This window comes from Stenotrophomonas sp. P5_A9 (assembly GCF_056400525.1).
The window spans coordinates 1-2,844 of record NZ_JBFULC010000131.1 but is presented as its reverse complement, the minus strand read 5'-3'; the positions used below and the strand labels follow the sequence as shown (position 1 = coordinate 2,844).

5 protein-coding genes are annotated in these 2,844 nt (G+C 56.1%); 2 read left to right on the top strand and 3 right to left on the bottom strand.

Annotated elements, in window-relative coordinates; translation table 11 throughout:
- Window positions 1-548, bottom strand: a 548-nt coding sequence (locus tag AC1DR7_RS20200; RefSeq protein WP_478076662.1) for a MobA/MobL family protein, incomplete at its 3' end; no start/stop codon positions are given.
- Between the two features lie 258 nt (window positions 549-806).
- Window positions 807-1,157 carry a helix-turn-helix domain-containing protein gene (locus AC1DR7_RS20195; RefSeq protein ID WP_457322409.1) on the bottom strand — a complete coding sequence of 117 codons (351 nt, stop codon included), beginning with the start codon at window positions 1,155-1,157 and terminating at the stop codon, window positions 807-809.
- A gap of 166 nt (window positions 1,158-1,323) precedes the next feature.
- Between AC1DR7_RS20195 and AC1DR7_RS20190 the strand changes: the two genes are divergently transcribed.
- Together AC1DR7_RS20190 and AC1DR7_RS20185 are read left to right on the top strand one after the other, a co-directional pair.
- Window positions 1,324-1,635, top strand: coding sequence for a hypothetical protein (locus AC1DR7_RS20190; RefSeq protein WP_478052416.1), 312 nt, complete (start codon window positions 1,324-1,326; stop codon window positions 1,633-1,635).
- Between the two features lie 45 nt (window positions 1,636-1,680).
- Window positions 1,681-2,073, top strand: coding sequence for a hypothetical protein (locus AC1DR7_RS20185; protein WP_478052417.1), 393 nt, complete (start codon window positions 1,681-1,683; stop codon window positions 2,071-2,073).
- 221 nt (window positions 2,074-2,294) lie between these two features.
- Here the strand turns inward: AC1DR7_RS20185 and AC1DR7_RS20180 are convergent.
- The coding region (locus AC1DR7_RS20180; RefSeq protein ID WP_478076661.1) for a plasmid mobilization protein at window positions 2,295-2,844 on the bottom strand (550 nt) is incomplete at its 5' end.

Here is a 2,844-nt window from a genome sequence, read left to right as displayed (position 1 = left end):
TTGATCACCTGTTCGATGTCTTTTCTAATCTGCCGTAGCGCGCGTGTTCCGCCCCCTTGTCGAGCATCAAACTCCGCGCAGGCTCGTTCCCCTAAACCATCAGCGCCCACTTTGCGGGCAGACATCAGCAAGTGGACGTGGTGGTTGCGTTGATCGCCCTGTTTGCTCGGCTTATGCACAGCCACGAGGACAGCGACTTGAAAGCGATCCACTAGGAGTTGCCCCAGCGCAAGAGCGAGCTCTTGGCGCTGATCAGCAGATAGGCTATGGGGGAGAGACACTTCGATCTCCCGGCAGACCCTGGCATTCAGGCGCGTTTCGGCAGCCTCATTGGCGTTCCAGAACTTCTTGGCATCCAAGCACCAACTGGGAGCGCCTCTGGGCGCGAGCATCTGGTGGAAGGCCACGCCGTGACGTCGCGAGTAGTTATGACCGAGGCCAGTGCCGACATCGAGGACGTCAAAGCCAGCTCGGTAGGCCGCTGCTGCGACTGACGAGTCCCCCTTTCCGCGGCTGAAAGATTTCATGGTTGCGTGGTAGATCGCCATCTTGAAGCTCCTAGATTGATTTGAAAATCCAGGAAAAGGGCGAAACATTTCTTGTCTAGGCCTAAATAGCAGGCAATTTTGAGCGCTTGGTCACAGGGTTTCTCGCTTTGTTGATCGGCGAAAGCGGATCGACGAGGTGGCCCAGCCACCGCAAAAAGCGCCGACAGGCGCCGCACGGAATTTGCGGAGCAAAATCCATAAGTGCGCTCTTGCCTTAAAATTTGGCAATCCCCTAACAGCCCCCTAAAGGATCTTAAATTATTTGGGGCCCACTTCTTTTTTATTCCTCCTACGTAAAAATTTCTTAAAGTAGGAAAGAAGCAGTTGCTGCTCAAATGTGGGGAGCTTGGAATAAATAATAATCAAATCTTGCAGATCGTCATCATTAGCGAAAAACGCAGCCAAAGGCATCTCCAGAGCCTCGGCCAGACGCTGAGCAGTCCGCAGATCACACTCGTTGACGCCTTTTTCATACCGATTGATGCGTGTGCGGGCCACGTCAGGGCCTACCCCTGCGGCCACGCCTAAGGCCTCCTGCGTGAGCCCTGCCCTCAGKCGTGCTTCGCGTAGGCGATGAGCAAAGATCAGACGAGCGTCTTCCGAATCCAAAACTAGACCGCTGGCAGGCAATGTGATGAACGAGCATGGCGCTTCTCTCTTGTGCTGTCTGTTACTTTTTCAGTAACATCAAGCCTAGTCAAGATCAAGGGCCATAGACGCACTCTTTCCGCCCTGGTCACCGGTCTCTTTCCCGAACTCAGCCCAAGGAAATCCCATGTCTAAGGTTCGCATTGCCGTCATCGGTGCGTTGATCGCCTGCCTGGCAGCTTGCTCAGGTGGCGGCCCGTCCCATGACGACCGTCAGAACGCGTTCTTGCAATACGTAAAAGACAACAGCAATGACAAGGCCAAGATCAGGGAATTCCAAAGCGGCGAGTGCGTCAAGGCCGAGGGCGCACCGAGCTACAACTGCTCCGTATCGAGCCAGGTCATGGCCATGGAACGGGACTTCGGCCATGAGATGGACGGGGTCTACACGTTCACCGAAGTAGGCGGTGCTTGGAAGATCACTGGCCGGGTCCAGTAGTTCCCCCACCGATCTGACCGCTCCCCCTAACTCCCAGGACATCCAATGACCGTTGGCACCTTTCTCCTTTTGCTTGTCTTGTGCGCAGCCGTGCTGGTCGCCATCGGTGTCAATCAGGCTCTTCGATTCCGCAGTCAGCGGGAGGCCTTTGGCCGAGAATTTGAACGCTCCTACTTTGGAGGGCAAGGCGGCTTGGCGATCTCAGTCGAGCGTTCGAGGTTGAAGATCCGTGCTCGCAATGCAGTCAAGATCTACCCGTTGGCGAATGTGCGCTCGTGGGAGAAGCATTGGCACAACTCAAAGTGTCAGGGGACGCTGACTGTGAGTGTCCGGGATACGGATCACCCCGTGTGGTCCATCCCGTTCCAAAGCGAGAACGAGATGAACCAGTGGTATGAGATCCTGAATCAAGCGGTCAACGAAGGTGGGAAGCCGTGATCCCGATTTGCAGGCAACGCTCGATCTTGACCGCAATGAATTTTGTGCTACGAATCGGGGAACGCCACTACTCGGATTCCTCGCCATCATGGACATGGCCAGTCACTCCGCACCTCTACTCGACGAACAAGAAGCGCAGCGTCGCCAGACCAATGTAGAAAGCTGGATTTCGCAGCAGAACGCCGCTGGATTCGGAGTGGACCAGCACATGGCAACGGCGCTCAATTCCTATCTTGAGGGCCTTGTGTCCCTACCTGAGCTATTGACTGAGCTTCGCCGTCCATACCTGCACTGATCTCTCTATCACTCAGAGAGCCTGCTAACGGAGACGGCGCAAGCTCGATGCCGCTCGCAACCGCGTTGATCGCTCCGACGCCTTTGTCTCGGCGCGCCTGCTCAGATGTGTGCCCCTCAGGGATTGCCACAAGGCTGCCTGCCTTACGGTAGTGCTCCAAGAGCTGCTCAAAGCTCGCCAACCCTTTCACGAAGATCCTCTCATCTCGACGCACTGCAATTCGCTGGCTCAGTTCACTGCGATCTGCCTTCGCCTGAGCGGTGCTGTGGGCGGAATGGGAATGAATGCGGTCGGAGATCATGGCGCGTATCCACTCAATCTCGCCTTTGCCGTTGATACGCCCGTCCAGGACTCGCGTCTTGGCTGCCAGCCCAGAGGCCTCCATGCGCCTAGTGGTCGCCAACAGATGAGCGTAGAAGTAGCGAGGATCGTCCTTGGTTGGCCGGTGATGGCTCGCTTGTAGCGCAAAGCCATAT

Coding starts and splice junctions, on each gene's coding strand:
- AC1DR7_RS20185 (WP_478052417.1), top strand. CDS start 1,681: ATGACCGTTGGCACCTTTCTCCTTTTGCTTGTCTTGTGCGCAGCCGTG.
- AC1DR7_RS20190 (WP_478052416.1), top strand. CDS start 1,324: ATGTCTAAGGTTCGCATTGCCGTCATCGGTGCGTTGATCGCCTGCCTG.